This is a genomic window from Streptococcus sp. SG2 (assembly GCF_030439925.1).
Lineage (GTDB): Bacteria > Bacillota > Bacilli > Lactobacillales > Streptococcaceae > Streptococcus > Streptococcus gordonii.
The window spans coordinates 598,937-622,978 of sequence record NZ_JAQFJD010000001.1; the positions used below are offsets into that span (position 1 = coordinate 598,937).

The 24,042-nt window shown below is 39.9% G+C and carries 25 protein-coding genes; 2 read left to right on the top strand and 23 right to left on the bottom strand.

Features of this window, described 5'->3' with window-relative positions; genetic code table 11:
* Nucleotides 1-65: 65 nt before the first annotated feature.
* From PCY09_RS02905 to PCY09_RS02945, 9 genes are all read right to left on the bottom strand, one after another.
* Complete coding sequence (locus tag PCY09_RS02905) at nucleotides 66-1,370, bottom strand: McrC family protein (RefSeq protein WP_125397062.1); 1,305 nt, start codon at nucleotides 1,368-1,370, stop codon at nucleotides 66-68.
* On the bottom strand, nucleotides 1,333-3,006 hold the full coding sequence (locus PCY09_RS02910; protein ID WP_125396984.1) for an McrB family protein: 1,674 nt from the start codon (nucleotides 3,004-3,006) through the stop codon (nucleotides 1,333-1,335). The genes PCY09_RS02905 and PCY09_RS02910 overlap by 38 nt, the downstream gene beginning before the upstream one ends.
* A 248-nt stretch (nucleotides 3,007-3,254) precedes the next feature.
* Nucleotides 3,255-4,034, bottom strand: a complete 780-nt coding sequence (locus PCY09_RS02915; RefSeq protein WP_002897734.1) for an L-threonylcarbamoyladenylate synthase — start codon at nucleotides 4,032-4,034, stop codon at nucleotides 3,255-3,257.
* Between the two features lie 99 nt (nucleotides 4,035-4,133).
* Nucleotides 4,134-4,724: a 3-isopropylmalate dehydratase small subunit gene (gene leuD / locus PCY09_RS02920; RefSeq protein WP_002897735.1), complete on the bottom strand. Its 591-nt coding sequence runs from the start codon at nucleotides 4,722-4,724 to the stop codon at nucleotides 4,134-4,136.
* Between the two features lie 9 nt (nucleotides 4,725-4,733).
* Complete coding sequence (gene leuC / locus PCY09_RS02925) at nucleotides 4,734-6,116, bottom strand: 3-isopropylmalate dehydratase large subunit (RefSeq protein WP_125396983.1); 1,383 nt, start codon at nucleotides 6,114-6,116, stop codon at nucleotides 4,734-4,736.
* A 1-nt stretch (nucleotide 6,117) separates the two neighbouring features.
* Complete coding sequence (locus PCY09_RS02930) at nucleotides 6,118-6,384, bottom strand: DUF1294 domain-containing protein (RefSeq protein WP_125396982.1); 267 nt, start codon at nucleotides 6,382-6,384, stop codon at nucleotides 6,118-6,120.
* Nucleotides 6,381-7,418 carry a 3-isopropylmalate dehydrogenase gene (gene leuB, locus PCY09_RS02935; RefSeq protein ID WP_125396981.1) on the bottom strand — a complete coding sequence of 346 codons (1,038 nt, stop codon included), beginning with the start codon at nucleotides 7,416-7,418 and terminating at the stop codon, nucleotides 6,381-6,383. Before leuB ends, PCY09_RS02930 begins: the two co-directional genes overlap by 4 nt.
* 12 nt (nucleotides 7,419-7,430) lie before the next feature.
* Complete coding sequence (locus PCY09_RS02940) at nucleotides 7,431-8,999, bottom strand: 2-isopropylmalate synthase (RefSeq protein WP_008808889.1); 1,569 nt, start codon at nucleotides 8,997-8,999, stop codon at nucleotides 7,431-7,433.
* Between the two features lie 450 nt (nucleotides 9,000-9,449).
* Nucleotides 9,450-10,106, bottom strand: a complete 657-nt coding sequence (locus PCY09_RS02945; protein ID WP_125396980.1) for a hypothetical protein — start codon at nucleotides 10,104-10,106, stop codon at nucleotides 9,450-9,452.
* Between the two features lie 165 nt (nucleotides 10,107-10,271).
* Between PCY09_RS02945 and PCY09_RS02950 the strand changes: the two genes are divergently transcribed.
* Together PCY09_RS02950 and birA are read left to right on the top strand one after the other, a co-directional pair.
* Nucleotides 10,272-11,273 (top strand): LacI family DNA-binding transcriptional regulator, encoded by a 1,002-nt coding sequence (locus tag PCY09_RS02950; RefSeq protein ID WP_061583737.1) that lies wholly within the window; start codon nucleotides 10,272-10,274, stop codon nucleotides 11,271-11,273.
* A 16-nt stretch (nucleotides 11,274-11,289) separates the two neighbouring features.
* Nucleotides 11,290-12,225: a bifunctional biotin--[acetyl-CoA-carboxylase] ligase/biotin operon repressor BirA gene (gene birA / locus PCY09_RS02955; RefSeq protein ID WP_125396979.1), complete on the top strand. Its 936-nt coding sequence runs from the start codon at nucleotides 11,290-11,292 to the stop codon at nucleotides 12,223-12,225.
* Nucleotides 12,226-12,283: 58 nt separating this feature from the next.
* Here birA and PCY09_RS02960 read toward each other — a convergent pair whose 3' ends face one another.
* The 14 genes from PCY09_RS02960 to glmM form a co-directional block, all read right to left on the bottom strand.
* Nucleotides 12,284-12,469 (bottom strand): DUF3272 family protein, encoded by a 186-nt coding sequence (locus tag PCY09_RS02960; protein ID WP_046165754.1) that lies wholly within the window; start codon nucleotides 12,467-12,469, stop codon nucleotides 12,284-12,286.
* A gap of 38 nt (nucleotides 12,470-12,507) precedes the next feature.
* Nucleotides 12,508-14,178 carry a DNA polymerase III subunit gamma/tau gene (gene dnaX, locus PCY09_RS02965; RefSeq protein ID WP_125396978.1) on the bottom strand — a complete coding sequence of 557 codons (1,671 nt, stop codon included), beginning with the start codon at nucleotides 14,176-14,178 and terminating at the stop codon, nucleotides 12,508-12,510.
* Nucleotides 14,178-14,675, bottom strand: coding sequence for a GAF domain-containing protein (locus PCY09_RS02970; RefSeq protein WP_125396977.1), 498 nt, complete (start codon nucleotides 14,673-14,675; stop codon nucleotides 14,178-14,180). The genes dnaX and PCY09_RS02970 overlap by 1 nt, the downstream gene beginning before the upstream one ends.
* Before the next feature lie 139 nt (nucleotides 14,676-14,814).
* Nucleotides 14,815-15,915, bottom strand: a complete 1,101-nt coding sequence (locus PCY09_RS02975) for an alpha/beta fold hydrolase (RefSeq protein ID WP_125396976.1) — start codon at nucleotides 15,913-15,915, stop codon at nucleotides 14,815-14,817.
* A gap of 39 nt (nucleotides 15,916-15,954) precedes the next feature.
* Nucleotides 15,955-16,251 (bottom strand): AbrB/MazE/SpoVT family DNA-binding domain-containing protein, encoded by a 297-nt coding sequence (locus PCY09_RS02980; protein ID WP_081106673.1) that lies wholly within the window; start codon nucleotides 16,249-16,251, stop codon nucleotides 15,955-15,957.
* A 6-nt stretch (nucleotides 16,252-16,257) separates the two neighbouring features.
* Nucleotides 16,258-16,668, bottom strand: a complete 411-nt coding sequence (locus PCY09_RS02985; RefSeq protein ID WP_045634994.1) for a helix-turn-helix domain-containing protein — start codon at nucleotides 16,666-16,668, stop codon at nucleotides 16,258-16,260.
* Between the two features lie 117 nt (nucleotides 16,669-16,785).
* A complete protein-coding gene (locus PCY09_RS02990) occupies nucleotides 16,786-17,403 on the bottom strand; it encodes a Type 1 glutamine amidotransferase-like domain-containing protein (RefSeq protein ID WP_125396975.1) in 618 nt (205 codons plus the stop codon).
* Nucleotides 17,404-17,415: 12 nt separating this feature from the next.
* Nucleotides 17,416-18,030, bottom strand: coding sequence for a class I SAM-dependent methyltransferase (locus PCY09_RS02995; protein ID WP_125396974.1), 615 nt, complete (start codon nucleotides 18,028-18,030; stop codon nucleotides 17,416-17,418).
* A complete protein-coding gene (locus tag PCY09_RS03000) occupies nucleotides 18,027-18,608 on the bottom strand; it encodes a GrpB family protein (RefSeq protein WP_125396973.1) in 582 nt (193 codons plus the stop codon). Before PCY09_RS03000 ends, PCY09_RS02995 begins: the two co-directional genes overlap by 4 nt.
* 126 nt (nucleotides 18,609-18,734) lie before the next feature.
* Entirely contained in the window at nucleotides 18,735-18,890 is a 156-nt protein-coding gene (locus tag PCY09_RS03005; RefSeq protein WP_125392234.1) for a hypothetical protein, read from the bottom strand.
* 11 nt (nucleotides 18,891-18,901) lie between these two features.
* Nucleotides 18,902-20,212: a GTPase ObgE gene (gene obgE, locus PCY09_RS03010; RefSeq protein ID WP_125392233.1), complete on the bottom strand. Its 1,311-nt coding sequence runs from the start codon at nucleotides 20,210-20,212 to the stop codon at nucleotides 18,902-18,904.
* 75 nt (nucleotides 20,213-20,287) lie between these two features.
* The gene (locus PCY09_RS03015) at nucleotides 20,288-20,419 is read right to left on the bottom strand and encodes a DUF4044 domain-containing protein (RefSeq protein WP_012000341.1); all 132 of its coding nucleotides are present in this window, start codon (nucleotides 20,417-20,419) and stop codon (nucleotides 20,288-20,290) included.
* 176 nt (nucleotides 20,420-20,595) lie between these two features.
* Nucleotides 20,596-22,488 (bottom strand): Cna B-type domain-containing protein, encoded by a 1,893-nt coding sequence (locus PCY09_RS03020; RefSeq protein WP_125392232.1) that lies wholly within the window; start codon nucleotides 22,486-22,488, stop codon nucleotides 20,596-20,598.
* A 170-nt stretch (nucleotides 22,489-22,658) separates the two neighbouring features.
* Nucleotides 22,659-24,011 carry a phosphoglucosamine mutase gene (gene glmM / locus PCY09_RS03025; RefSeq protein WP_045635000.1) on the bottom strand — a complete coding sequence of 451 codons (1,353 nt, stop codon included), beginning with the start codon at nucleotides 24,009-24,011 and terminating at the stop codon, nucleotides 22,659-22,661.
* Nucleotides 24,012-24,042 lie beyond the last annotated feature (31 nt).

Sequence of the window (24,042 nt, forward strand, 5' to 3'; positions counted from 1 at the left end):
AAGAATTTTGTTCTATTTTGATACAACTTAAAAATAGGTAAAGAAAAAAGCAGGTTGAACCTGCTTTAAAATCTAAAATTTATTGTTTCCGATTGATGTATCTGTTGAACAAAATGGTCATAACTTTCAGCTTCTTGAGGAATAAGAATGGACCACTTTTTCAAGAATGCCCCGTAACCTGCTAATTTACCTATGTCATTATCAACAAACTTCTCCACGCTTGGGAAAATAAGACCGGCTGTTTTAGCTTCTAAAATGTATGTATAGGAAATCAGTTGATATAAATCCTCACGATTAATTCCTTTTTCAGTAAATTCTAGCTTTTTATATTTGGCATCTAGTACGATTTTTAAATCTTTATGATAAAAGTCTGGATAAATATTTCGAACATGACTGCTAAACACAGAAATGCCACCCGTCTTATCTTTATTTCGTGGATGGATGAAACCTTTTGGCAATAAGCTGTAAACATACTCTTCCCAAAGCCAGGCAACATCAAAGAGAATACCGTGTATTTTTTGCTCTCGAAGTCCTAAACCGTGCTTTTCTTTACTCAGAATCAACAGACAAAGTTCCTGTAATTTTCTATATTCTCGAAAATAGGCATGACGGACAGGTTTAGTTTGATTTAGTCTGATAATCTTAACACGATCAGATAGTTTATAAGACGGAGTCACACGAATAATTTCTGTTACATTTTCACGATTAGCATCAAACACTCCACTTCCAATTGTTTTCTGATTCTCAATATACTCAATGGTGTGTCGAACCAGTTGCATCAATGGATTATCATAAGCAAACTCTCTAGTAGTGTAGGAAATATTTCCCATAAAAGGAACATTTTTCTTAAGATGATTTCCTACATCAATCGCTCCCTTTACATGGCTATCATTATGGAAAAACCTCTGGTATTCCTTATAAAGCCCTTTTCTCAAAGCCGCTTGCAGATATTTTGGAAAGAGGTAAACCAATAGTTGATAAAGTTTATCTTCGCTTGATAAACCAACATCCAAGTTAGTGAGATTGATATTGAGGACCTTCTGCAAGAGATAATGTAAAAAATAGTCGTTATTAGCATTTGAAAAACGAGAGGAAATCGTTAATCTTTCCTGACCGTAACCCAGAAAACCAATCACATTTCCTGTCTTAATATTCTGATTTACAGTTTCAAAAATTTTCTGGTCCTTGTCCAAGTCAGAAGTATTTTTCAAGTCATTTGGAAAAATGAAAATACTATCCTCTTGAGAAAGGCTTTCTAAAGTTCTATCTAAAAGTACCTGACTAATTTTTGGATAGATTTCAACAAAATCCTCTTTTTTTATAAGTTGCTGATTATCTGTTATCCGTATCGTCATTTCCATCGCTTTCATTGTCACCAGTTGTTGACTGATTGGTTTGCTCATTGCTTGTCTTATCAAATGCCTTTTTCAAAGTTTCCAACGTTTCACCCTCTTCATAAGAACCTCGCAAGTAGTCCTCTAGGAGTGGCTTAATATAATCAGACCAGAGTAATTCATAGTCAAAATTTACTTCCTGCAACTTAAGGAAATAACTTGGTCCAACATGGTAATGACTACTGAGCTCTTCTACTTTTTCTATGGAAGCATTCAAGTTTCTTAGACGAATTTTCGCTTCTTCAGCTCCATCTCCAAGAGGTTCATCAAGCATTCCCAGCTGACTTTCAGCCGTAATTTCTACAAAACGGAAACGACGGCGCATGGCAAAATCAAAAGTATCCACTGAACGGTCAATATCATTCATCGTTCCGATGATGTAGACATTTTCAGGGATATAAAATTTCTCATCAGTTTCATGTAAATTAGAATACTGGGTAGAAACACTCCCCATTTCACCACGATAACCTGGGTCAATAGAGAAAAAAAGTTCACCAAAAATCTTAGAAATCTCCCCACGATTGATTTCATCGATGATGAATACGAATTTCTTGTCTGTGTCAATTTCTGTTGGAGAAATATAGTCTTTTAGACCAAATTTTTTTCTTAACGTTTCAAGAACTTTTTTTCCCTGACCACGATAATAAGTCTGTTTTAAATAATTTTCATCTTTATAGAGTTCATAGACATAGGACTTAGTCAAAACTGTCCCTTGACTTTTGCTCTCATAATTGACATTAAAATTATTCCGGCTATTAACAGTAAGATAAGAAAAATCTGTCAAACGCTCTTTTTCATCTCTATTATTTACATATTCAAGATAATCATTCCAGGCTTCATCAAAATTATCTTGTCCTCCTGTTTTTTGAGCTTCGTTAGCTTTGTGACAAAATTTCTTAAAAATACCATCTTGTAACTCAAAACTTATCTGGCTATTATCATTAGAAACAGGTCGTAACCCCTCAACAAAATCCGTATAGTCATAAGAGGGATGGAATTGTACAAAATCGATTTGTTCCTCATTTCCTCCAGTCAACTCCCTTGCAATTTGTCTAGCAAGATAGGTTTTTCCCGTACCAGGAGCACCACGGAGGATGAGATTTTTGGATTTTTCTAGTTTTTCTATATAATTATCTATATTTTTATTCATAACTTTTTTCTCTGTATCGTTTCCATATGTATCATTTAAAATAGATTTATATAAATTGATACGTTCCGTATTTCTATCCCAGTTGATAGTTTGTCTAGCTCCTTTTTTACCCTGATATTCCCATGCACCGTCAACTTTCAACCAATTAACACCAATACAATGTTTAAACTCTTTTTTTGATTCGTCAAAGTAATATGTTTTCACACACTGACCAATTCCTAAAATCTTTTTAAATCCTGAAGTAGCTACTATATAGTCATTTATTTTTATGTCATGGGCAAATTGCCAAATGAATTTATTCCTGTGAATTCCTTGCTTCAAGTCTTGCAAGTTCTTATAACTTAAAATATTTTTTAAATTAGCATTAAAATCTATACAAGCTATCTTTTCTTTTTTAAATAAAGACCATTTGCTACCTCCACCACCAGCAACTATCATCCAATAATTTACTTTATCTGCCATAAAAAACCTCTAACTTTTTAACCTAACCTTTAAAATCTTATATTCATTTTCTAATCCTTTGCGTTGTTGCGAAAACAATATAGATTACGCTCTACATTATGATATAAGAATTAAAAAAAATAATTTTAAAAGGATAATGTAGCTTTTCTTTATCATAGCATGATTATAGGAAAAATAAAAGAAATTATAAAATAAAAAGCCCAGTGTAAAGAGGAAATCCCCCTCTCGCACTGAGCTTCGTTTTTATCTTAGTAATATTCACCCTGACGGTAATCCCATGAATTGAAAGTATCGGACAGGTGCATCATGATTTTGTCGATGTCCAATCCTTTGCGGATAACCACAGGTGCTGGTGAGATGGAACGTTGCCCACCTTGTTCTGGAATCAGTTTTCCATCCTTGTCCACCATGGAGACCATAACACCTTGCTCGTAGCGAGTTTCAATGGTCTTGTCTGGCTGGATAGAGGCTACATAGTCATCTGCTTCAATGACTAAATCAACAGCGTTTTCGATGCGCTCGCCAATTCCTTCAACCTTGCCGCGGTTCCCTTTACCGGATGGGTTAGCTGAGGATGCATAGACCATCTTGCCTTCTTCCCAAAGCTTAGCTGCCAGCTGCTCGCCTGCCTTGCCAAACTTAATAACAAAACAGCTAGTGCCACGAACATCTGTCATCAGCTCTTCTCGACCGTCGCCAAAGGCCTTGAGCTTTTCAAAAGCTTCTGGCTTCCATGGAAGGATACAGCCCAAGAGGATGTCTTCATCCCAATGCTTTTGATAAAAAGCTTCAATTTCCGGATTTAGCTGAGCCAAAGCACGGAGCTCATCCATACTGCCACAGAGGACAACACCTGGCTTATTACGATTACGAGCCTTAGCTTCGAACTTACGCTCCAAACCTGCCTTATCGCTGGTCATAATGATGTACCCCACCTTGGTCGGGCAAACGATACAGCCGCCATCGCCTTTCAGGATGTCATAACCTTCTTGTGAAAGCTGTCCGTTCCATTGAATGTGTTTTGTCATAAGTTTCTTCCTTTTCTATTAAATTAAGATTTATTTTACCATATATTCTTATCAGAGGCAAGATATATTTAGAATTTTCTGAATATAGCAAAAATAAAGTTACTGCCAATAAGATGGACGATTTTTTTCATATTCTGCAATCAAATCCTCATACTGCAGGGTAATACCGATATCATCCAACCCGTTGAGGAGCTTGTGCTTCCATTCTCCATCAATGTCAAAGGAGAATTCTCCCACCGGTGAAAAAATCTTCTGTTGCTCCAAATCCACTGTCACTTGATCCGTTGGCTTCAGATTCGCCAAGGCTTGCCGAACTTCCAGTGGCTGGACGATAGGTAACATGCCGTTATTAAGTTCATTGTTGTAGTGAATATCCCCGAAAGATCCGGCAATAACTACCTTGAAGCCATAGTCAGCCAAGGCCCAGGCAGCGTGCTCCCGAGACGAACCAGCTCCGAAATTGTCCCCTGTAATCAGAATAGTCGCCTTGCGGTATTCCGGTCTATTAAAGACAAAATCAGGATCTTCAGTGTACTGATTGTCCAGATAGCGCCATGCGTACATGAGATACTTTCCAAAACCTTTTTTATCAATCAACTTGAGAAACTGCTTAGGTAAAATTTGGTCCGTATCAATATTATCGTTCATGAGTGGGACTGTTGTCCCCGTGTAGATTGTAAATTTTTCCATAAACCTTCCTTACTGAACCTCTGGTAGCTGACGAATATCCACGAAGCGTCCGGCAATGGCTGCCGCTGCTGCCATGGCTGGACTGCAGAGATGGGTTTTAGCACCAAATCCCTGACGATCCTCAAAGTTCCGATTACTAGTAGAGGCACAGTGAACTCCGTCTGGCACCTTATCTGGATTCATTCCCAGGCACATAGAGCAGCCTGGATCGCGCCACTCAAATCCTGCATCCATGAAAATTTTATCCAGTCCCATCTTTTCAGCAGCACGCTTGACTGGGCGAGAGCCTGGTACGACGATAGCAGTCAGATTAGGAGCAATGTGCTTACCCGCAACAAACTTGGCTGCCAGCTGTAAATCGCTGAGTCTGGCATTGGTACAGGATCCGATAAAGATATAACCTAGGTCAATATCTTCTGCTTTCTTACCTGGGGATAAGTCCATGTAATTGTAAGCCCGCTCATCGTTCATATCACGGATTTCTGGGAAAGCAGCACCGAACTCTACTCCCATAGAAGGATTTGTCCCCCAAGTCACCATTGGTGCAAGCGTGGAAACATCAATCTCAATGACCTTATCATAGACGGCATCGGGATCACTGACCAGAGTATTCCAATCAGCTACCGCTGCTTCAAAATCCTTGGGAGCGCCCGGCCGACCTTGAACATAATCATAGGTCTTTTGGTCAGGATTCATAATACCCATCTTGGATCCAAACTCTATGGACATATTACAAATGGTCATGCGCTCTTCCATGGTCAGATGGTCAATCGCATCACCAGCATACTCGACTACATGACCAACACCTGCAGCCACACCATATCGGGCAATCAGAGCGAGGATAAAGTCCTTGGAATAGACACCTTTAGGTGGCACTCCGGTAAATTTGACCAACATTTTCTTGGGCTTAACCTGCCAAATGGTCTGCGTGGCAAAAACGTGCTCCACCTCCGAAGTACCGATTCCAAAAGCAATAGCTCCAAAAGCTCCGTGAGTGGCCGTGTGACTGTCACCGCAGACGATGAATTTGCCCGGCTGAGTCTTGCCTGTTTCAGGTCCAACCATATGGACAATACCTTGCAACTCCGATCCGTGAGCCGCATGCTCGATGCCAAAATCCTTGACATTTTCAGAAAGTTTATCAATCTGAGCCTTAGAAATCACATCTCGGATATCATAGATATTGACCGTAGGAACATTATGGTCAAAGGTACCAAAGGTCAAATCCGGCCGTCTAACTTTGCGCCCTGCATCTCGAAGTCCTTGAAAAGCCTGAGGGCTGGTTACTTCATGAATATAATGCTGATCCACATACATAAGCTGAGGCTGGCCTTCTTGACCAGTTATTACGTGCCTTTCCCACAGCTTATCAAAAATCGATTTTCCAGCCATACTAGCTTCTCCATATGTAATATAAAACTACAATTTCTATTATTATTCCACACATCCAAGTTAACCAGAAATACCATTTTCTAGTCTTATGATGGAAGAGTTGACCGCCTAATAAAGCGCCCAAACCCGCAGCTACCAAAGCTGACAGCAACAAGGTCTTCTCTGGAATGCGGTAGTAATTTTTCTTTGCCTTTCGCTTATCCCAGCCATAAAGCTGGAAAACGATAAGGTTCCAAAGCAGGCAAATACCTGTTAATATCCATTTCATAAGTTATTAATAATCGACTCCGTCATTTGAGTTGTTGTCGCCTGTCCTCCCAAATCTCGGCTTAAAATCCCTTGAGCCAAAGTCTTTTCAACTGCTACTTCAATGGCTTCTGCAGCTTCTAGCTCTGAAAAACTATCCCTCAACATCATGGCTACAGAAAGGATCATACTGATAGGGTTGGCAATGCCTTGCCCTGCAATATCAGGAGCTGAGCCATGAATAGGCTCATAAAGACTTGGCCCATCAGCCGAATGACTGGCTGATGGCATAACTCCTAGCGTTCCTGATAAGACGCTGGACTCATCGGATAGAATATCCCCGAAGAGATTTTCCGTTACCACAACATCAAACTTAGCAGGGTTGGTAATCATAAGCATCGCAGCGCTATCCACCAGCTGGTGCTCCAAGGTCACATCTGGATAATCCTTGGCGACTTCATCTGCTACTCTGCGCCAGAGTTTGGATGTTGCTAGCACATTTTGCTTGTCAATACTGGTCACGCGCTTTCTGCGACCACGCGCAATGTCAAAGGCCTTACGGACAATTCGCTCCACCTCTTCATAGCTGTAGTCGTTGATATCCCGCGCAGATTTGTCCTCCAAAATATGCTCGCCAAAGTAAATCCCACCAGTCAACTCGCGCACAACCACGAAATCCACGCCAGCAATTCGCTCTGCCTTCAAAGGCGACAAATGTTTTAGGGCATCAAAAATCTTAACAGGACGGATATTAGCATAGAGCTCAAGCTCCTTGCGTAGAGCAAGCAAACCTTGCTCCGGCCGAACCGGGGCATTATCATACTGGGGACTACCAATAGCTGCTAGGAGAATAGCATCCGCCTTCTTGGCTGCTTCTAGAGTTGACTGAGGCAGAGGATGACCTTCCGCATCAATACCAGCACCTCCAAAATCCTTCTCTGTGACTTGATAAGTAAATCCAAACTTGTCCGCAACAGCTGCTAGAACTTGGAGGCCCGCTTCCATGATTTCTGGGCCAATACCGTCGCCTGCCAGAGCTACGATTTTTTTTGTCATAGGTACTCCTTCCTATTCACTAGCAGGTAAGTCATGATAAGAAACGCGACGGCCGATTTCACCTGCATTTTCCTTCTGAATAAAAGTATTGGCATGGATATAAGCAATAGCACTAGCCTTAAGAACATCAAAGTCAATACCTGAAGAGTTAAAGATCGTATCAGTATCCGTATTTTCAACAGCTACCAAAACACGAGCCTGAGAGTCGATACCATCCGTTACTGCCTCGATGTTATAAGACAAAAGCTGAACAGACTGGTTAAAGAATTGGTCAATCGCATTAAAGATAGCTTCAACACTTCCCTTGCCTTCTGCCACACAAGTGACTATCTCACCATCGCCATTAACCAACTGCACATCAGCTGTGATAGTTTGGTCATCATTGGTCGTCAACTGCAGATCATCAAATCTGAATCCTTCTGGATTTTCAACCGTCGTTCCAGCAATCAGAGCCCGTATATCAGCATCTGTGACTTCATTTTTCTTATCAGCCAAGACCTTAAATTTAGCAAAGAGATCATTGATTTCAGATTCCGCAAAGTCCAGAGCCAATTCTTTGAGTTTTTCGACAAAGGCATGACGACCAGAGAGTTTACCAAGTGGGAGTGAGTTGCTCTTGACACCGACTAGCTCAGGAGTAATGATTTCATAGGTTAGTGGGTTCTTAAGAACGCCATCCTGATGGATACCAGATTCATGAGAAAAGGCGTTGCCACCAACGACAGCCTTGTTCTTAGGCACTGGAATACCTGAGAAACGAGACACCAGTTCAGAAGTATTAATGGTTTCATTAAGGACGATATCCGTCTCAACTTGATAATAGTCTTGACGAATCTCTAAGGCAACCGCTACTTCTTCCAACGCAGCGTTACCTGCACGCTCACCAATACCGTTGATCGTTCCTTCCACCCGCCTAGCACCATATTTAATCGCAGACAAGCTGTTGGCTACTGCCATTCCCAAATCATCATGGCAGTGAGGACTATAAATGATTTCGCGGTCCGTTTGGACATTGTCAATCAGATACTTGAAGATATTGCCAAACTCTTCAGGTGTAGTAAAACCAACCGTATCTGGAATATTGATGTAGCTAGCACCTGCATCAACCGCTGTCTGAACAACTTGAAGCAGAAAATCTAGCTCGGTTCGTGTCGCATCCTCAGGTGAAAACTCGACAATCTCAAACTTAGAGCGAGCATAAGAAACATGCTCCTTAATGGCTTCTAAAATCTCTTCCTTGGACTTTTTCAGCTTGAACTCTCTGTGAATGGGACTGGTCGCAATGAAAACATGTACCTGAGGGTGCTTGGCATCCTTGAGTGCCTCATAGCAGGCATCAATGTCAGATTTAACCGAACGCGCTAGGCCAGTGACCGAAGCTTTGGTGATTGCTTTGGCGATTTCCCGTACTGCTTCAAATGAATCTGGACTAGCAGCTGGGAAGCCAGCCTCGATGGCAGAAATTCCCCATTTTTCAAGTTGCTTGGCAATAGCAACCTTTTCCTTAACGGAAAAATTCACTCCAGGTGTCTGCTCACCATCCCGAAGGCTGGTATCAAGAAACTCAATTTTTCGTGTCATAGACAACTCCTTTTCTAATACACAAGGACTCTTATAATCAAGGCATCAAAATGTAAACTAGCAGTAGAAAATATCTCTAAAAGACTAGCACTTTGGGCCAAGCATAGAAACCTTAATCTATATTGAGGTGAGTAGGTATAAAAAAACATCTCACTTGAGGAACAAGCGAGATGTTGATTTACTCCCGCTTGGTAAGCCAAACAGGACTAATGCTTTTGCACTAGCCCGAGTAACGCAACAACAAAGCAAAGTTTGAAGATTGGGTTGACTTCATGTTTGACTAACTCCTTTTGAGATGATTTCTTATTGTTTAGAATTCTAACACAGTATTTTTGCCTTGTCAAGAAAAAGTCGATATTTTCTGAAAATTTTTAATATACTGTACTCAACTTTTATCCAACTAACTCTTTCTGCAATTTGAAAAAGAAAGTTTCGATCCAACCTCGAGTATTAAGAAAATTGATCTTGACTAGACAACTGCTTTAAAATAGTCTTTAAGTGTCCAATTCCCCTCTCTACCAAAGCATCTACATCATCTTCTCCTTTTCCAGGATAGGTTGGATATAGGAAATTTCCCACTAAAATAATGGGATTTCCTGACGAGTCTTTTTCCAGACGATAAAAAGAGATAGCTGAAGCCTTGTTAGCTTGTTCTGAACGCTCATAACCTGTCAGCCACTCCTTATCTCCGATAGTGACTTTTCCTTCTTTAGAAAAACGATGACCGTCATCCATCATTGTTTGCTTTAGAGCTTTCTCAGAAAGATTCTGATTACCTTGAATACGTAAAGTATAAATTTGAACTAAGAAATAACGACCATCTTCTTTAGCAGTATAAGCCACATCTTCATTAGGTTTTAGACTTTGTTCAAGATCTAGTTCCCATTCTTTTGGAATCATATACTTCAGGCTATCCACTGTCTTACCTTGACCATCTTTAACCCAAAGATAATAAGTTTCTCCATCAGAAATAGAGACCGATTTAGCCTTTGAATAAACATCAAATTGTTGGTCAAGACTTAGCGGTCCTTTCTTACAGGCTGTTAGGAAAAACAAGCCACATAAAAGAGTTGTTAATGCAAGAAAAGTTATTCCAGCTCTTTTCATCTTTTATCCTCCTCATTCAAAGCTTTATTTTATTATACCACATACTATAATCTGCCCACTAATAGCTATGCCAAATATGCTGGGGTGTTTTACTAAATTCTGCTTTGTGATTTACTAATTTTTGATGTATAATGAAAGGATAGTAAAGAAAAAGGATTGAATCGTATGGTTACCATCAAAGATATTGCCCATGCTGCTGGTGTTTCATCTGCAACTGTTTCGCGAGTTTTAAACCAAGATCAAGCCATGTCTGTCAGTGATGAAACACGTATCAAAATTTTTACCATCGCTGAACAGCTTGGCTATAAAAAATCAAAGAAAACTAATAAACGATCTAAACCTTCTCACAGAATTGCCATAATCGAATGGTATACAGAACAAGAAGAGCTAGATGATCTCTACTACTACTCTATTCGATTGGGAGCTGAAAAAAGAGCTCAAGAATTGGGCTATGAGGTCATAAGAATTTTCAACAACGATTCCCTGACTCAACTAGAAAATATTGATGGAATCATAGCTATCGGAAAGTTTAGTCCTGGTAAAATAAAAGAACTAGAGAATTACAGTGATAAACTAGTTTTTGTTGATAGCGATACCTTAAAATCTGGTCATTCTTGCGTCACAACCGACTTTGAAAACTCCGTCATCAATGTTATAGATTACTTTATCAACAGTGGCCTAAAAAAAATTGGTATGATTGCTGGCCAAGAAACCTCTTCTGATAAAAGCACACTCCTATCTGACCCTCGACTCAACACTTTTCAATCCTATCTCAAACAACTCACACTATATGATCCCAACTTGATCAAAATTGGGAGTTTTTCTTCAGAAGCTGGATATAAAATAATGAAAGAGTTCATTATGGAGCTTGGTGACAATCTACCTCCAGCCTTCTTTGCAGCAAATGATGCCTTAGCCTCAGGCGCCTTGCGTGCTTTGCAAGAAGCTAAAATCCCTGTCCCAGAAAGAGTTGGCTTGATTTCTTTTAACGATACTTCTCTAGCCAAATATATGTATCCAAAACTCAGTACTGTGACAGTCTTTACAGAAGACATGGGAAAACAAGCCATTCAGATTCTTGAGCAAAGTTTCCAAAAAGATAGTTCTTCAGTTCCTTATATGGTCAAATTAGCTACAAGATTGACTATTAGAGAAAGCAGCATTTAAATTAGAAAGACATACTATGAAAACCTACGAAAAACTCTATGATATTCTTAGTCAGGCCGATGATTACGTCAATGGTGAAAAAATAGCCCAAGAACTAGGGATTACTCGGACCTCTATTTGGAAGGCCATTCAAAAACTTGAGAAAGAAGGCATTCAAATCGAATCAGTCAAGAATCGTGGCTATCGATTGCTTGATGGAGATTTGCTGCTTCCTTCTTGGATTGAGGAACACTCACCTGTAAAAGTTTCCTTCAATCCTGACTGTAAGTCCACTCAAATCGATGCAAAAGCTGGGATGGAAGCTGGCGCCCCATCCGATACCCTTTATCTAGCAACCTCCCAGTCAGCTGGTCGTGGCCGTTTCAGTCGTGTTTTCTTCTGCCCTAGCCAAGGTGGTTTCTATATGTCTCTCCACCTCAAGCCCAACCTCCCCTTTGACCAGATCCCATCTTATACTATCTTAACTGCGGGAGCCATCTATAAAGCTATAAAAAATTTAACTCTTATGGACATTGACATCAAGTGGGTCAATGATATTTATTATAAAAATAAAAAGATAGCTGGCATCCTAACAGAAGCTACTACTTCTATCGAGAATGGACAGGTAACTGATGTTATTATTGGAGTTGGCTTTAACTTCTCTATTAAGGATTTTCCTGCAGATCTCAAGGATAAGGCCGGATCATTATTTGATGAGAAACCGCCAATTAGTCGTAATGAGCTCATCGCTGAGATTTGGAAATGCTTTTACGAAAGTGATCCAGAAGAACTCATCTACCTTTACAAACAACATTCCTTGGTGCTAGGGAGGGAAGTCAGCTTCAGTCAAAATAATACTGACTACAAGGGTTTGGCTAAGGACGTTTCTGACAGTGGTCAGCTCCTCGTTCAGCTCGATAATGGTCAAGAAATCTGGCTCAATAGTGGCGAAGTTTCTCTAAGAAGTTGGTAATAGGCCACATAAAATCACAAGATAAAAGGACTGAAAAAACTCAGTCCTTTTCTTATATTTATTTTAAATGTTTATCAATTTCATCAACAATCCGACCCATGACATAGGAAATCTGAAGATTCCGCAAAATCAGAAAGGCCCAGAAAATCGCCATGAAATAGTGTTCCGACATTATGGATTCATTAAAAAAGTATGTTTCAACAGCCGTAAAGAGAGCCACTGTGATAAATTGTCTTCTATTCATAAATGTATTATATCATGAAAAATTCAAAAAATCTTTTATTAGTCTTCTTGCACCGTAATTTTTTCAGCTAAAAAGTCAAATCCTTCTGGAATCAGATTTTCCTCCTTCTTCTCTTCGACTTCAACTTTACCATTTCTGCTACGAGCCGAGAAATCCGCTCGGATCTTGGTCCATTCTTCTAAGGAAATAGCCAAAATCTCTGGTGAAAACCCTGCTGCGTTGCTAAGAATATTGCCAAACATGGTATTGAGATTGTCTCGCTTCATGGTCTGCTCAGCGTTAAAATTAGACTCAAAAGCTAAGATGGCATGGCTTTCATTGGCTGCCACAGGTTGCGAGCCAGCTAATAAAGCCTTGTCCGCCCCAGATAAACTCTCAATGACCTCTCCCCAAGCATTCTGTAGCTTAGTCAGATTGCTACGAGCTAGGCTAGGATTGTCAACAGCCTCCTCCAGGATAGCATTGACTTTATTGCGATCTACACGGTAGCCCTTAGATTTCTGCGGCCGAATATCCGAAGTTTTGACAGGTGCTGCAGGTTTTCCATTGCCATTAGCCAGCTGCTGCTTGAGACTATCAAGCTCTTGCCTCAATCCCTTGAGTTCATCAGCTAGATTATCCGGAATAGCTGCCAACGTAGAATGGCTACTGGTCTCTGCCAGTCGAATGGTCATCATTTCTGTATAAATCTTAGGCTGCAGGCTGTTCTTGATATCAGGCAAACTCTTGGTTGCCATATCAATCATAGCAAAGAGAGTGTCCTGCGGTGTCTTGAGATTTTCCAGAAAGAGCTCACTGGCATGATGATTTTCCCCGCCAGTTTTGACAATGATTAGGTCACGCAGGTATTGCAGAAGATCCGTTACGAAACGGGCCATATTTTTTCCGCTGTCAAAAATCAGATTGAGATTATCCAAGGCTGTAACTGCATCATGCGAAATCAAGGCTGCTACATAAGCATCCAAGGCTCCCAAGCTGATAGAGCCTGTGATCTCTTCAGCAATATCAGTGGTCAGACGGTTTTCCTGGGTTAAACTAAGAGCCTGATCAAGGATAGACAGGGCATCCCGCATACCACCTTCTGCTCGACGGGCAATAATCTGCACACCTTCTTGCTCAAAGTCAATACCTTCCTGCTCCAAAATCCACTCAATATGGGCAATAATGTCCTGAGTCTTGATAGACTTAAACTCAAAACGCTGGACACGGGAAAGAATAGTGGCTGGAATCTTATGTAGCTCAGTCGTCGCTAGGATAAAGACCACATTTTCTGTCGGTTCTTCCAAGGTCTTGAGCAAGGCGTTAAATGCCCCTGTTGAGAGCATGTGCACCTCGTCAATAATATAGACCTTGTGCTTAGCCATACTAGGTGCATAGGTAGATTTATCCCGAATATCACGAATCTCATCTACCCCATTATTAGAAGCTGCGTCGATTTCTATGACATCTTCAAGGCTTCCCTCAGTAATGGCCTTACAAATATAGCAGTCATTGCAGGGCTCGCCGTCCTTTTGATTCGGACAATTCATAGCCTTGGCAAAAATCTTAGCAACACTAGTTTTCCCTGTTCCACGTGGTCCAGAAAAGAGATAAGCATGGCTAATTTTCCCTTGCTCCACAGCCTGTCGCAGAGTGGTTGCCACTACCTGCTGACCCACCAGCTGACCAAAGGTCTGACTGCGGTATTTCCGATATAAAGCTTGATACATTAGGCTTTTTCTCCAAACATTTCAAAATTCCAAATCGTCTTTTCAAGCAAAATCTGGACGAACTTTTCCAGATATTCCTGATCTATCTTATCATAATCCCCCGTCAAAGCCGAGTCTAAATCCAATACTCCAAGAAGGCGACCGTCTTTTACCATGGGCACCACAATTTCGCTCTTAGCTCGGCTATCACAAGAGATATAGTTGGCATGCTGAGTCACATCATCTACGATAATCGTCTGCTCTTTCTCCGCAGACTCCCCACAGACACCCTTGCCTAGCGTAATATGGACACAGGAAACACCACCCTGAAAGGGCCCCAGAATCAGCTCACTCCCATCAAAAAGATAGAAACCAGTAAAAACCGAATGAGGCAAAGCTTGATTGAGCAGCGCGCTAGCATTGGAAAGATTGGCTAAAGCGTTAGTCTCACCATCTAACAAGGCTTCCAGCTGGGCTAGTAAAAGTTGATAATTTGAAATTTTATCTTTTGTGTTCATAGAGTCTATTATATCAAAAAAACAGTCTGATGGCCGTTTTTGAAATAAAAATAAGAAGTACAACTAAAATAAACTTTAAACTTTTCGTCAAGTGAAAATCCCAATAGATAAAGCAAAAACATCTCTCACCTTTAAGATTCTATTTACACCTTTTTTGTAAATCATCAATCGCCCGAATAAAAATCTCAGGTTTTTCAGCATGAATATCATGCCCACTCTTGATATTATCTATTAGATGATTGTTCAACAAAAGTTTGTCTACTCGATTAGCATCTTTGTCATCCATAGCACTCAAGAGAATCCCATTTTTATCATAGTAATTCTTCTGATTCAAAGGCCGAGCCACATGAAGCAATATAGATGGACATTGAACTTTTTTCAAGATTTCTTCCTGTTCAAATCCCTTGAACCAAGAAAAATCATAAAATGTTGAGCCAAAACGAAGATCGTAATCTCCTGTTCCATCCTGTAAATTAGCTGTTAAGTCATAGATGAGATTCACTTGTAATTCTGGCGGATAGTACCAAATTCTAGGAATCTTTCCTGGATGATTTTTCATATAGTTCAGAGCTGGTTTTTTGACAATTTTATTAAAATTTTCCTCACCAAAAAGTTTTTTTAAATAAGTATGTTCTAAAAAATAGGCAGTATAATTTTTTTTACCGCTTTTTAAGAAATCATACATATCTTTAAATCCTAACCAAGAAAAAGTAGAATGTGCTCGACTAGGCTCTGTTGAAAAGAACGGTGCATCTTCTATCAATAGTCCTCTAACAGTATCAGGAGCTAGTGCAGCTACCATTGTTGCCAGAAGCCCTCCTGATGAATGTCCTGAAATGAACACAGGAGCTTTTATAATATTATGAATAAACCAAATGAAATCCTGACTATTTTCTAGTGCTGAATATTTAGCAGGATTTTTACTAGACCCACCATGTCCATAACAATCTACTGCATATACATGATATCGCTTAGACAATTCTCCAAAAACCTTGGCGTAGTCCTCCCAAGATACTTGCTGGCCATGGATCAGGAGTAAAGGGGGACCATTTTTTGGACCTTCGCCATAATTAATAAGAGATCCATCTGGTAAAGTCACTTGCTTTTCTATCATCCCAGCTTGTCGGATATATTCAAGATTAGCCTTATCATAGTGAAGATTACGATAAGCAAACCACCCTGCACTTACCAATATAACAGCTATCAATATCAAAATAACTAACATCATTTTCCTTTTCATTCATTGCCTGCTACTTTTCTGAAAAATACTTAGGAGTTTCTAGAAAAAATTCGGATCTAATAACGCCAATCCTTGATTTTCATCTCCTAGCAAAAGAAGCTGATCTCCCGCTTTTATTTGAAAAATATTTCGTGCCCGAGGGGGTAAGTGGATTTCACCACGCTCCCCCACCGTTACTGTTCCAAAAATATATTTCCCTTTGATACTAGGAGTTGTCAATAAATTGCTCTCTAAATGTACTAGTTCATCCAAACTCACATCAAAAAAATCAGCGCACTTACCAATATAACAGCTATCAATATCAAAATAACTAACATCATTGTCCTTTTCATTCATCGCCTGCTACTTTTCTGAAAAATACTTAGGAGTTTCTAGAAAAAAATTCGGATCTAATAATGCCAATCCTTGATTTTCATCTCCTAGCAAAAGAAGCTGATCTCCCGCTTTTATTTGAAAAATATTTCGCGCCCGAGGGGGTAAGTGGATTTCACCACGATCCCCCACCGTTACTGTTCCAAAAATATATTTCCCTTTGATACTAGGAGTTGTCAATAAATTGCTCTCTAAATGTACTAGTTCATCCAAACTCACATCAAAAAAATCAGCTAATTGAGAGGAATAAATCACATCTGGAACGCTTTCTCCTGCTTCCCATTTTGCTATAGTCTGCCTTGATACACCTATTTCCTCGGCCAGTTTTTCCTGAGAAATATTCTCTCTTTTTCTTAAAATAGCAATATTTTTAGAAATCATTTTTTAATCTCCTTTTTATGATTACACTGTTAGTATAGCAAAAAAGCTGGTTGCTTCAACCAAGCTTTTCTTACTTTTTATAGACCTTTTGTTAAAATTCGTGGCAAAAATATTTTATTACTCCTCCAAAACCTTCACTTCTTCACCCTCCACAAGCAAAGCTTGACGATTATTTAGGGGAAGGAGATTCAGCTGGTCGCTGTATGTATCCAAAGTAGTCTGGGCACTTTCTACAAAGGGTTCTTCGCCAACATGAGGAAGAACATAAAAATCCACCTCGTTTAATGCCTCTGTACCATTCAGTTCCATAGCAACCGTCTTATCGTCCATGATCTTGTTATAGTCAATGTCCTTAGCTGTGATGATAGCACCAGCGGATTCGCCCACATAAACCATGCCATCCGCAATCTGCTCTTTTATCAAGGACAGAAGTTGCTTTTTCTTAAGTTCTTGCAAAAGGTAAAAGGTATTGCCACCAGAGATATAGAGGAGCTTACTTTGGAAAATCTTAGCTTGAGCTGTTTCTCTATCACAAGCTGAAATATCCAAGACCTCTACTTGAAATCCCAAGTCCTCAAAGGTTTGTAGGGCTTCATCAATATAACCCCTGTACTCTTCTACATTTCCAGCCGTCGGTATAAAAAGTACTTGTTTGCCCAATTGATTTTCAGATACATATTGTCTGAACAATTCCTTGACTCCCGCAAAATAAGAGCATAAAAATAATTGTTTCATAGGATACCTCCCTTAGTTTTTCACGATTTGATAAAGAATCCATTGACCATTTCTTTGACTATTGAGGAGATGTAGGTCCAAGGCTGTCAAGAAGCTTTCCAGTTTTTCTTGCTTTGTAAAGTCTGGTAGGTAGTAAGCTAATTTGCTCCATTCACATGCCAGTAGAATGGTTCCATCTGGCTTAAGAATCCTCTTAAGTTCTAGGAACGCTTGAGTTAAATCCGACCAATGAAAATGCGTCTGAAAGGCTGTAATCAAATCAAATTCCTCAACAGGAAGATTTGTTTTCTCAACATTTTTCACCTCGAAAGATAGACCAGGCTCAGACAATTCTTCAGCTGATTTGATGGCTGTACTTGAAATATCAATCCCCAAAACTTGGCTATCAGGAAAGTGCATTTTTAAATACTTCGAGGAGGCTCCATTTCCAACTCCAACATCCAAAATTGAATCAAATTGTTTCTTATAACCCAGCTGACTGACCGACCAAACAACCATGGGCATATAAACACGATTCCATAACTTCATCATCCATAGTCCAATAAGGCCTGATGGTTTCTTAGATTGGTAAATTAAGTAAGGAAAAGCCAGAATAATCATAAGGCCAATCATTGCTAGATAAATCATCTGTCTTCCCTCTCATGTCTTCTACCATAAAGCTTTTTAGCTTCTTTAGTGTATTTCTTGATAAAATCCGTCTTGGAATCTGTATAGGCATCCCGATTGTGCTCATACTGTTTCCACAGAGAAAGTTTGAGCTGTTCATAGTTCTTAGCTACAGCAGGGTGCTCCTGTAAATAATCTCTAAAGTAAAGCTCATCATGATCACCTTCATAGCGCAGATGCAGATGGAAAACCCGCTTCGCAAAACCACTCGGTGTGTAGCCCTTATTAAATGACATCCGTCCTTGGCTTTCTGACATGAGGAGATAACCATTTTGTAGCAGCAAGTCTCTCGTTACCGCCATATCTGTTTCTTTGGGAATTTCCAGCATGATGTCCACTATAGGCTTGGCCCAGATAGTCTCTACTGATGTTGAGCCAATATGGCTAAGACGAACGATCTGATATTCTGGCAAAAAACTCAAGAGCCGAAGTCGCTCCTCCTCATACCAGTCTTTCCACTCAAGCTGATGTTCTCTCAAAAAAATTGGAAAAAGTTGCCACAGCTCTTCTAAAGTCATATCCTCTAATGATTTTGTCATCATCCACTCTCCTTTAGATTCGAATATTCCTTAAGCATATTATATCATTATCCAAAACAAAAGAATTGAAATGTCTATCACTCATAATAAGAAAACACTCTGAGAAATTTCCTCAGAGTGCTTATTTTATTCTTCTTTTTTAGTCTTTTCTCTTTCCAATCGTAATTTTCGGTTTGGATTAAGACGTGTGAAGAGTTCTTCTAGCTTTTCTGCATTCCAGACGTCTGCTGCAGAGACAAAATTTCCATTTTCATCACGGAAAGATATTGGTTTATCACCCATTTCAAACCTCCTTAGTCAACGAATTCAAACTCGAACTTGCCGATGCGGACCAGATCACCATCCTTGGCTCCACGAGCGCGAAGGGCTTCATCAACGCCCATACCACGAAGCTGACGGGCAAATTTCATAACGGCCTCATCACGGTCAAAGTTGGTCATATTAAAGAGTTTCTCAAGCTTGTCACCTGACAGCACCCAAGTCGCATCATCATCACGAGAGATTTCAAAGGCAGGAGCTTCTTCGTCAAAGCCATAGTAAGCTTCTTCTTCCATTTCAGACTCATCGTAAAGAAGAAATTCAGGTGTCTTATCCAGTAGTTCTGCGGTCGCATCCAAGAGGGTCGCAAGTCCCTGCTTTGTCAGACTGGAAATTGGGAAGATTTGTGGTAAATCTGCAAATTCGTCATAATTAGCCACTAATTTCTCTTTAAATACCTTGATATTTTCAGCGCTATCTGGCATATCCATCTTATTGGCAACAATAATCTGAGGCCGCTCCATAAGACGAAGATTGTAGGATTCCAACTCTTTATTAATGGCTAGATAGTCCTCATAAGGGTCACGTCCTTCACTCGCTGACATATCGATAACATGAAGAATAACCCGTGTCCGCTCAATATGACGGAGAAACTGGGTTCCCAGTCCAACCCCTTGGCTAGCTCCCTCTATCAAACCCGGTAGATCTGCAACTGCAAAAGACTCACCAGACTGGGTGCGAACCATGCCTAGATTTGGCACGATTGTCGTAAAATGATAGGCACCAATCTTAGGCTTAGCCGCTGTAATCACGCTAAGCAGAGTGGATTTTCCGACAGATGGGAAGCCGACCAGACCAACGTCTGCTAGGACCTTGAGCTCAAGCAAAAGCTCCCGTTCTTGACCTGGTTCTCCATTCTCAGAAATCTCTGGAGCAGGATTTTTAGGCGTTGCAAAACGGATATTTCCACGACCGCCTCGGCCACCACGCGCTACGATAAATTCTTGGCCATTTTCTACCAAGTCCGTCAGTACCTTGCCAGTCTCAGCATCTCGCACTGTCGTCCCCTGAGGTACACGAACGACCAAGTCTTCAGCCCCTCGGCCATGCATACCCTTGGTCATACCCTTTTCACCAGACTGAGCTTTAAAGTGGCGATTGTAACGAAAATCCATCAGGGTACGAAGACCCTCGTCTACGACAAAAACCACATTACCGCCTCGGCCGCCATCGCCTCCCCAAGGGCCGCCGTTAGGAACATACTTTTCACGACGAAAGGCAACCATACCATCACCACCATTACCAGCCTTAACCTGAATCTTGGCTGTATCTAAAAACATACTCATTCTTTCTCTACCTTCTCTTAAATTTCACTTTCATATTCCTAAAAAAAACGCTGAAAGAGCGTTTCGGATTTAAAATTATCTCAAAATAGCGCTGACTGCACTAGCAATAATGGCTCCGACTGTTACCACAATCATGATTACCACAACGACCATTGTTAATTTTTCAAATCCTGTTTTTTTGCGTTTTCCTTCATCTCCAAAAGCCACAATAATTACCTCTTATATTTTTATAGACTTATTCTAACATGATTGATAGTATTTTTCAAATGCTAGTCGCTTCAAATAAAAAAAGAAAGAAGAAAGGGATAAAAATGATAAACCTTATCTTCTTTCAAATTATTTTGATCACTTAAAAACTGACTTCTTATTTTTTAAGCCATCAATTATTGTTTATTTTTCTTTCTTAAGACTACAAATACACCACCAAGAATAACCAAAATTGAGACCCCAGCTACTGACAACCAGATCGCTGCTTGCTCACCCGTTTTTGGCAAGGTTGGCTTATTGTCAGTTTTCTTGGTTCCTGGTGTTTTTGGATCTTGTTTATTTGATCCTTTTGGATCTTCTACTTTTGGATCTGGTGTTTTACGACCAGGATCATTCGGATCGCCTCCACCTGGATTGCTTGGTTTATCCTTTCCAGGCTCTCCTGGGTCTGATGGAATAGTTGGCGGATCATAGGTATTAATTAAGTCATAACCTTCAACTTTTGAACTATAGTTTACAATGGCATCTTCACCAATTGTATAGGTAATTTTTTGACCATTTTCATCATTTACTGGAAGACCACTAAATGTGTAGTTCCAGCCATCAGCTTCACTGACAACTTTAGATGCTACTACTTGATTGTTAGCATATAGATTAACTGTAATACTCTGTGGACGAGTCATGTTTGTATCATTAACCCATGTTTTATGACCTGATACAGAGGTTACTGGTTTATATGTATTGGTAAAAGTCGCGTCTCCATCATAAGAAACTGAACCAAATTTTTCACCCAATACATCAACAACTTTAACTGTTACTTTAACCTCTTTAGCATCATAAGTGTAGCCATCTTCCTGGCCTGGAATTTCTTTAATTACATAGTTGAATGTACCAGCTTGACTATAATTGATTGCTGCGAAATTAATAGAACCATCAGCTTCATTAGTCGCTGTCTGTAAAAGTTGCCCCTTGTCATCATAAAGGCCAAAACTAAATTGTCCCTTAGTCAATTCTTTACCGACCAGAGTTTTTTGAGCTTTGATTACAACATCTTTTGAGCGTTCGGCACTTCCATCTCCCGAACCAGCTTCCAATCTAAGTGAGCGATTGATTGTTCGTTCTCCTGGGAAGTTTGTAGCTGACCAAGATAATTTATTATTTACTGTATCACCTACTTTAGTTCCTGGCGCTACACGAGTTGAGTATTCAATATACATTGGCCAATTGTAATTATCACCAAAGTTGATGGTGAATCCATTTACGTCGCCATTTGCATTTTTAGAAAGAACTGCTTTCTTTGTAAAATTGTCAAGTACAGGTAGAGTTAAAAGATGGGCTTCGTTACGAATTCCTCCTTGAACTGGTGCATAGCGCACAGCTCGTAAACTTCCTGGGACAAGAGTTAAGCCATCACCAAAATTATCAGAAATAACCATTCCACGAAGCATATCTTGTCGAGCGTTTAGGATGATACGCCATTTAACAATGCTTGGGTCTGATTTATCTTGGTAACCATATTTCATCTCGTACTCACCAGCTTGACCATCATCCTTTTTATATTGGAAAGAAAAGTCAGTTTGACCAAAACGGAATGAAACAGGGCCAGACTCTTTGACTGTGTCATTATTTAATCGAACATTGAAATTTAGAGACATTCTCTTATTTTCAGGCAAACGAGAGAAGTAATCACTGAAAGTTACTGTCACCGTCTGATTGTTCGGATCTACTTGAGCGGTACCAACAACTTCACCCTTATCATTTTTGACATCAATGACATTAAAATTCAAAACTGTAATAAGAGTTAACTCTTGAGGCAGCTTCAGAGTAAGGGTATCACCGCTATTAATAGCTTGTGAATCCGGAAAAGTAATGTCACTTGTCACAGCTAAGGTCTCATTTGTCGTAACTGTTGTATCGCTAGTTAGAGGACTACCATTTTTAGTTATAGTAACATTGTTTGTATAGTCAGTAACTTCAGTCGCTTGAGCTGATTTTGTTACTCCAAGACCAAAAACAATAGCCGACAACAAAATAAAGAATTTAAGAACAAGATTATTTTTTTCTTTCATTCATTATTCCCTCCTTCATATTTTATTATACCTAAAATACAGAAAAGTAGGAAATGTTTTATAGAAAAATAACAAAAAAATCAGTTATAGTACAAGATATATATGTAAATGGATTCATTTCATACAAAAAAGTAGCAAAATCAATGCTACTTCTTTGTTTTCATAGTTATTTATTCAATACCAATTTCTGCACGAACGACATCCGCAATCGTATCAACATAGAAATCAACTTCCTCATGACTTGGAGCTTCCGCCATTACGCGAAGTAATGGTTCAGTTCCACTTGGACGAACTAAAATCCGTCCATTTCCAGCCATTTTTGCTTCCATTTCTTCAATGATTGATTTGATAGCAGGGACTTCCATCGCCTTGTCCTTCATGCTATTTTCTACTCGAATATTGACTAATTTCTGAGGATAAATAGTTACTTCAGATGCAAGTTCTGATAATTTTTTACCAGTCTCTTTCATGATTTTGGTTAATTGTACAGCAGTTAACTGACCGTCACCTGTTGTATTATAATCCATAATAATCACATGTCCAGACTGTTCACCGCCAAGATTATAGCCAGATTGGCGCATCTCTTCTACTACATAACGGTCTCCAACAGCTGTTACAGCCTTTTGAATTCCTTCTCGATCTAATGCCTTATGGAAACCAAGGTTAGACATAACTGTAGTCACAATAGTATTTTGAGCCAACTGACCTTTTTCAGATAGATACTTACCGATGATGTACATAATCTTATCACCATCTACCAGCTCACCATTCTCATCCACAGCAATCAGACGATCACTATCTCCATCAAAAGCTAAACCAATAGCTGCGCCAGATTCTCTTACAGTCTCTTGTAAAGCTTCAGGATGAGTCGAACCAACATTCAAGTTAATATTGAGGCCATCTGGGTTTTCTCCAATAACAGTCAATTGAGCGCCCAAATCAGCAAAAATCTGACGGGCACTTGTTGAAGCAGCACCATTAGCCGTGTCTAGAGCAACATGCATTCCTTCTAGCTCTAAACCAGTTGAAACTAGGTATTGTTGATACTTGCGTAGTCCTTCTGGATAATCAACAAGAGTTCCGAGTCCCTCAGCACTTGGACGTGGCAAAGTATCTTCAGTCGCATCAAGCAGTGCTTCAATTTCTAGTTCTCGATCATCATCCAACTTATAGCCGTCACCACCAAAGAACTTGATACCATTATCCAGTGCTGGGTTATGGCTGGCCGAAATCATAACTCCGGCGCTTGCTTTTTCTGACTTAACCAAATAAGCTACACCTGGAGTTGCAATAACTCCAAGTTTATAAACATGAATACCAACTGATAAAAGACCTGCAATCAAGGCGCTTTCTAACATTTCTCCTGAAATCCGTGTATCACGTCCAACGAAGACCTTGGGCACTTCACTTTCGTGCTGGCTCAGAACATAACCGCCAAAACGACCTAATTTAAAGGCCAATTCAGGCGTCAATTCCACATTTGCTTCTCCGCGAACACCATCGGTTCCAAAATATTTTCCCATTATTCTATTATTCCTTTCAGGTTATAAACTG